This window comes from Synechococcus sp. CB0205, from assembly GCF_000179255.1.
Taxonomy (GTDB): domain Bacteria; phylum Cyanobacteriota; class Cyanobacteriia; order PCC-6307; family Cyanobiaceae; genus Vulcanococcus.
The window spans coordinates 1-5,718 of the sequence record NZ_ADXM01000010.1; the positions used below are offsets into that span (position 1 = coordinate 1).

At 66.0% G+C, this 5,718-nt stretch carries 7 protein-coding genes; 4 read left to right on the forward strand and 3 right to left on the reverse strand.

Annotated features, from left to right (window positions below):
- The coding region (locus CB0205_RS14055) for an ATP-dependent helicase C-terminal domain-containing protein (protein WP_010313149.1) at nucleotides 1-1,464 on the forward strand (1,464 nt) is incomplete at its 5' end.
- Here CB0205_RS14055 and CB0205_RS0100715 read toward each other — a convergent pair.
- Nucleotides 1,461-2,255, reverse strand: a complete 795-nt coding sequence (locus CB0205_RS0100715; protein ID WP_156797701.1) for an HAD family hydrolase — start codon at nucleotides 2,253-2,255, stop codon at nucleotides 1,461-1,463. The two genes, CB0205_RS14055 and CB0205_RS0100715, sit on opposite strands and share 4 nt — an antisense overlap.
- A gap of 273 nt (nucleotides 2,256-2,528) precedes the next feature.
- Between CB0205_RS0100715 and xseA the strand changes: the two genes are divergently transcribed.
- From xseA to CB0205_RS0100735, 3 genes are read left to right on the forward strand one after another with little or no spacing between them, the layout of a single operon-like run.
- Complete coding sequence (xseA, locus tag CB0205_RS0100725) at nucleotides 2,529-3,680, forward strand: exodeoxyribonuclease VII large subunit (RefSeq protein WP_010313155.1); 1,152 nt, start codon at nucleotides 2,529-2,531, stop codon at nucleotides 3,678-3,680.
- Nucleotides 3,681-3,684: 4 nt separating this feature from the next.
- Nucleotides 3,685-3,969, forward strand: a complete 285-nt coding sequence (gene xseB, locus CB0205_RS0100730; protein WP_010313157.1) for an exodeoxyribonuclease VII small subunit — start codon at nucleotides 3,685-3,687, stop codon at nucleotides 3,967-3,969.
- Between the two features lie 8 nt (nucleotides 3,970-3,977).
- Nucleotides 3,978-4,346: a DUF2834 domain-containing protein gene (locus CB0205_RS0100735; RefSeq protein WP_010313159.1), complete on the forward strand. Its 369-nt coding sequence runs from the start codon at nucleotides 3,978-3,980 to the stop codon at nucleotides 4,344-4,346.
- A gap of 8 nt (nucleotides 4,347-4,354) precedes the next feature.
- On the opposite strand, the gene CB0205_RS0100740 is transcribed toward CB0205_RS0100735, so the two are convergent.
- Nucleotides 4,355-4,702 carry a zinc ribbon domain-containing protein gene (locus CB0205_RS0100740; protein ID WP_010313161.1) on the reverse strand — a complete coding sequence of 116 codons (348 nt, stop codon included), beginning with the start codon at nucleotides 4,700-4,702 and terminating at the stop codon, nucleotides 4,355-4,357.
- A gap of 32 nt (nucleotides 4,703-4,734) precedes the next feature.
- Entirely contained in the window at nucleotides 4,735-5,634 is a 900-nt protein-coding gene (locus tag CB0205_RS0100745; RefSeq protein WP_369791646.1) for a YihY/virulence factor BrkB family protein, read from the reverse strand.
- Nucleotides 5,635-5,718 lie beyond the last annotated feature (84 nt).

Here is a 5,718-nt window from a genome sequence, read left to right on the forward strand (position 1 = left end):
CCGGCCCTGCTGGAGGCCGACCCCGCCCCCCTGGTGCTGCAACTGGCCCAGTGGGGCGCGGGTCTGGGGGAGGAGTTGCCCTGGCTGGAGCCACCGCCACGGCCCCATCTGCTGGAGGGGCAGGAGCTACTCCAACAACTGGGCGCCCTCAATGACGCCGGGCAACTCAACAGCCATGGGCGCCAACTCAGCCAGCTGGGGGTGCATCCCCGCCTGGGCCAGGTGCTGCTGCAGGCCCAGGCGCTCGGCGTACCAAGCCTGGGCTGTGCCCTGGCCGCTCTGCTGAGCGAGCGGGACCCCCTGCGGCTGGATGAGGCCGGCTGTGATCTGCTGCGCCGGCTGGATTGGCTGCGGCAGGACGGGCGAGACCATCGCCGGCGCTCGATTCAGCAGCTGCAGGCGCAGCTGGAGCGCCAGCTCCAGGGCATCGCCGGTCAAGAACGCCGTCGCCCCCAACCAACCCTGAACAGTGGCGAGGAGGCATTGCTCTGCGCCGAGCTGATTGCCCAGGCCTACCCCGAGCGGGTCAGCCTGCAGCGCCCAGGCGCCCCCGGTCGCTACCAGCTGCGCTCCGGCCGTGGCGCCGAACTGCATCCCGGCGACCCCCTCTGGGGCAGCGAGGCCCTGGCCATTGCCCATGCCGATGGGGGAGGCAGTGACTGCCGCATCCAGCTGGCCTTGGCCCTGCCGCAGAGCAGCGTCGAGAGCCTGGCCCAAACGCAGGGCGAACGCCTGCAACTGGTGAGCTGGGATCCCAGCCAAGAGCGGGTCAAGGCCGAGGAGAGCCTCCAATTGGGTGCGCTGACGCTGGAGCGCCGGCCCCTGCGCGATCCCCCAGCAGAGCTCCTGCGCGCCGCGCTGCTCGAGGGCTTGGCCGATCTGGGGCTCGAGGCCCTGCCCTGGGGCAAAGGCTCAAGGCAGTTGCAACAGCGTCTCTGCCTGGCCCACCAGGAACTGGGCGCCCCCTGGCTGGACCGCAGCGATGCCGTCCTGGAAGCCGACCCACTGGGCTGGCTCGGGGATCAACTGGAGGGCCTGCGCTCGCGCCAGGACTTGCAACAACTCAATCTCTGCGAGGCCCTCTGGAGCGGTCTGGACTGGTCCTTGCGCCAGGAGCTCGAGACGCTGCTGCCCACCAGCCTGGCGATTCCCTCCGGCCGTCAGGCCAGCCTCGACTACGGCAGCGGCACACCGGTGCTGGCCGTGAAATTGCAGGAGCTCTTCGGGGCCGCCACCACCCCGACGGTCCTGGGCGGACGGCTGCCGGTGACGGTGCAACTGCTCTCGCCGGCGGGGCGCCCCGCGGCGATCACCCAAGACCTCGCGGGCTTCTGGACTGGGGCCTATCAGGACGTGCGCCGGGACCTACGGGGCCGCTATCCCCGCCATCCCTGGCCCGAGGATCCAGCCAACGCCACGCCCACGGCCCTCACCAAAAAGCGGCTGGAGCAACAGCAGCGCTAGGCCATCAGGTGGCCAAAACCAAAGTGGCGCAGCCCCTCGGCGATGCCCTGACAACCATGGCCCTGGGCGTGATAGACCCCCGAGAGACGGGGCAACTGCTCCACCAGGGCCGGCTCGGCATTGCCGACCATGACCCCCTTGAGGCCGGTTTCAAACATCGCCAGATCGTTGAGGGTGTCCCCAGCGGTGACCACCGTGGTGTGATCCGCCTCCAACCACCCAAGCAGCGACAGCAGGGTTGAGCCCTTGTCGACCCCGCCCGGGAGGACATCGAAATAGCGGTTGTCGGACATCACCACCGTCGCCCCCTCCGCCTCGAGCACAGGGATGAGGCCCAGGTCGAACTGATCGAGGTCGACATAGAAGGCCAGACGTCGGTTGGAGCTCATGGGCTGCAGTTCCAGTCCAGGCTGCCCCTCCAGCAGCGTGCGCAACCGCGGTTCCAGGGCCTGCCAGCGCTGCTCAATGGGGTCCACCGCCAGTGGGATCGGCAACAGGGAGGAACCGCAGGCCACCGTGCAACCCACATCACCGATGACCAGGTGGGGGGCCGCCAGCCCCAACGGTTCGTCTTCCCCCAGCACCCGAGCGATGGCACCCAGGTCCCTGCCGGTACAGAAGACATGGAGCACCCGCTCGCGCTGCTCGGCCAGCCAGCGATAGAAGCCGCGACGCTCGTCGCTTGGTCCCCCCAGCAGGGTGCCGTCGAGATCGGTGACCAGCACCAGCTCCGGGTGCTCCGGCAAGGGGGCTGCGAGCTGACTCTGCAGGCGCGCTCGAGGGGACGTCACAGGCACCCGGGCAAAGGCGCGCCAACGCTATCGGTGGGCCAAACTGGCTGCGGTTGTGCGTCCTGAAGAGTCCTGGCCCGCTTCTACGCCAAAAATCGCCGCGACGGTGCCCGACTGCTCAGTTCAGCCCTGGTGCTGACCACCATTGCCCTGTTCAACGTCCAGAACGCCGTCGGGCTCGCTTTGAGCGTCATCGGTGCGGTGGTTTGTCTCTACTGGTGGAGCTGCTACCGCCAACTCGAGCGCTGATGCTCCTGCGCGCCTGAGCCGGTGATGAAGAGCGACTCCGGCATCCCGCGTTACAGCGTCGCGGAACTCAATCAAGCGATTGGCTCGCTGCTGGAGCGGGGCTTTGCCCCCCGGTTTCTACTGGAGGCCACCGTTTCGCGGCCCCAACTGAAAAAAGGGCATCTGTGGCTGACCCTGGTGGATGAGTCGGCCTCCATCTCCGGCGTGGTCTGGTCCTCCCAGCGGGAGCGCCTGAGCTACCAGCCCAGTGAAGGGGATGGGGTTCTGGTGGTGGGGAAACTGAACTTCTGGGCCAGCCGCGCCAACCTCTGTGTTCAGATCCTCGACATCCGTCCGGCCCTCAGCGCGGTTCTACGGCAGTTCGAGCGGGTCTGCGCGCTCCTGGAACCCGAGGGCCTGTTGTCCGCGGAGCGCAAACGCCCCCTGCCGGAGATGCCCGCAGCGATTGCCCTCTTAACCAGCGTGCCCAGTTCGGCCCTGGCGGACATGCTGCGCACAGCCCAGGAGCGCTGGCCGGCGACCACGGTTCACGTGGTGCCGATTCCCGTGCAGGGGATGGTGGCCGCAACCATCCGCAAGCGCCTGGCCGAGGTGCTCGAGCGCAGCGACGAACTGCAGATCGAGGCCATCGTTCTGGCCCGCGGGGGCGGCGCCCGAGAGGACCTGGCCGTCTTCGATGACGAAGAACTAGCCCGCGACCTGGCGGCGAGCCCGATCCCGGTGGTCACTGGCTTGGGCCATGAGGACGACACGACCGTGGCCGACCTTGTGGCGGACTACCGGGCAGCGACGCCGACGGCGGCCGTTGTTGCGCTGTTGCCGGATCGTGAGGCCCTGTCTCAGGGCCTCCAGCACCGTCTGGCCATCGTGCGTCAACTGATGCTGCATCGCCTCCAGCAGGGACAGCAGCGACTCGCGCTGCAGCGTCAGCGGCTGGAGCAATGCCACCCCAGCCTGATCATCGAGCGGGAGCGCCTGCGACTGCAGCAACGGCTGCAACTGCTGGAAGCCCTGTCACCGCAACGGCTGCTCAGACGCGGCTTCTCCTTGGTGCGCAGGGCCGATGGCTCCCTGCTGCGCTCCGTCAGCCAGAGCCAGGCGGGCGATGCCCTCAGGCTGGAGCTGGTCGACGGCAAGATCGAGGCCGTGGTGGAGCAGGTCAGCCCTCACCTCTGATGCCATGACGGAAGCCAAACCCCAAACCAAACGCAAGAAGCCCGCGAGCAAGGCCAAGGCCGCTGCTTCGGCTGAAACCGAGCAGTGGCAGAAGGAGATCGAAGGCCTGAGCTACCAAGAGGCCAACACGGCCCTGGAGCTCACCCTGGCAAAGCTTCAGTCCGCAGAGCTGGAGGTCGAGGAGATGGCAGGCCTCTATCGCCGCGCTGAGGCCTATGCCGCCCGCTGCCAGGTGGTGCTCGAGCAGGTGGCCCAGGAAGTGGTCGAATGGGAGGCACTCAGTACCTAGGGACCGCGATGGCCTCCAACCCCGCTCAGCAACCCTGGCTGGCCTGGCTCTATCTCGCCCTGGCGGTGGCGGGCGGAGTGCTGCCCTGGCTCTCCAACCTGGAGTTCATGCGCGAGTACGGCGCCAGTTTTGACCTGGCCCAGTTCATCGCCCTGGCCAATGCCAATCCGGCCGCTGAATCGCTGTCGCGGGATCTGCTGGTGGGGGCTTCAGCGATCACGATCTGGATCGTCGTAGAGAGCCGGCGCCTGCAGATGCGTCACCTCTGGATTGTTCTGCTGAGCGCAGGAACAATTGCCTTTGCCTTCGCCGCACCCTTCTTTTTATTCCTGCGGGAACGTCGTCTTGCTGAGATGGCGCGAACCGGCGAAGGCTGAGGGAAGCCCTAGCGATCCGTGACGTCCTGCACCTGAACGTCGACCACCGCATCGCTAGCGGGGGCATCGACGGGCTTGGCCGCGGAGGCGGCTGGACGCACCTGGCTGAGGTCAGCCCCACAGGCCGGGCAAGCGGGCGCTCCAACGCTGGGGGTCCCGCAGGCCGGACAGGTCACGATGCGGCGCTTGAACCACTGCCAGGCCAGAAAGCCCGCTCCACCGAGGACCAGGGGCCCCAAGACCAACAGCAAGGTGATGCCCTCGAGGACATCAACGAACAGACGCCCAGCCAGCCCCGGAGCGATCAGCAGGACGCCGATCAGCGTGATCCAAAGCCAAGGAATCGGACGTTGCATCGCCTAGCGCAAACGGAGCAGCCGCAGGACCATCATCCTGCCGAAAGCTCGCGCCGTTTGCTGCAGACCACGCTGAGGGCCATGCCGTAATAGACGACCAGCGCCACCAGCCAAACCCAGAGGCTGAGGACCAACACACCACCAATGACGCCATAGGCCTGAAAGCGCGCCCCCAGGGAGATCAAGCTTCGGCCCAGGGCCAGGTTCAGGGCCGTCAGGGCTGAGCCAATCAGCAGCGATCCCGGGATGAGAGGCCTCAAGGGGACCCTGCGGGTCGGCATGAAGGCCAGCAGGACAAACGCCAGCGAGCAGCTAATGATGACGCTGATGCCCAAGTCCACCAGCAGAGGAACCGGTGCCCAGAGGTGCAGCTTGGCGGGAAGCCAGCTCTCCAGCAACAGTCTCCAGCTGCCGGGCTTCAGCAGACGCAGGTTGGTCGTGATCTGATCGAGAACCACAAAAAAGCCGATCAGAACGACAACAACCAGTGACTCAATCCGGTTACGAATGAACTTCCAAACCGGCTTTTTCCAGTTCTCCGGTGGAGTCAGAATCGGACGAAAACCCCAAAGCCGATCTGCTCCGCGTTGAAGACTGAGATAGGCATTGGTGGAAGAGATCACCAGAAAAATGACACCAATCAAGCCCGCACCCGTGCCCTGCTTATACAGGCGCAGCAGCGTTGTACTCACCAGGGGCAAGGCCGAAGGGGGCAAAAACTGATCCGCAACAGCGATGACCTGATCGGCCAGTCCATCCATGCGCCCCAGAACCAGGCCAGCGACCCCCAGCGCAATCAGGAGGATGGGGAAAAAGGACTGAAGGCTGTGATAAGCAAAGGCCGCACTGAGATCCACACAATCTTCTCGATCCCAGAGGCGATAGGCCTTCCAGAACGGCTTCACAATCGCGCGCCATCGACGCGAACGCACCAACACCTAGGGATTCATCTGGCTTGCATCAACAATAGGCCTGCGCAAAGCGCGCACACCAGCGACTCTCTCAGCCCCGTTGAA

Coding starts and splice junctions, on each gene's coding strand:
- CB0205_RS0100740 (WP_010313161.1), bottom strand. CDS start 4,702: ATGCAACGTCCGATTCCTTGGCTTTGGATCACGCTGATCGGCGTCCTG.
- xseB (WP_010313157.1), top strand. CDS start 3,685: ATGACGGAAGCCAAACCCCAAACCAAACGCAAGAAGCCCGCGAGCAAG.
- CB0205_RS0100735 (WP_010313159.1), top strand. CDS start 3,978: ATGGCCTCCAACCCCGCTCAGCAACCCTGGCTGGCCTGGCTCTATCTC.
- xseA (WP_010313155.1), top strand. CDS start 2,529: ATGAAGAGCGACTCCGGCATCCCGCGTTACAGCGTCGCGGAACTCAAT.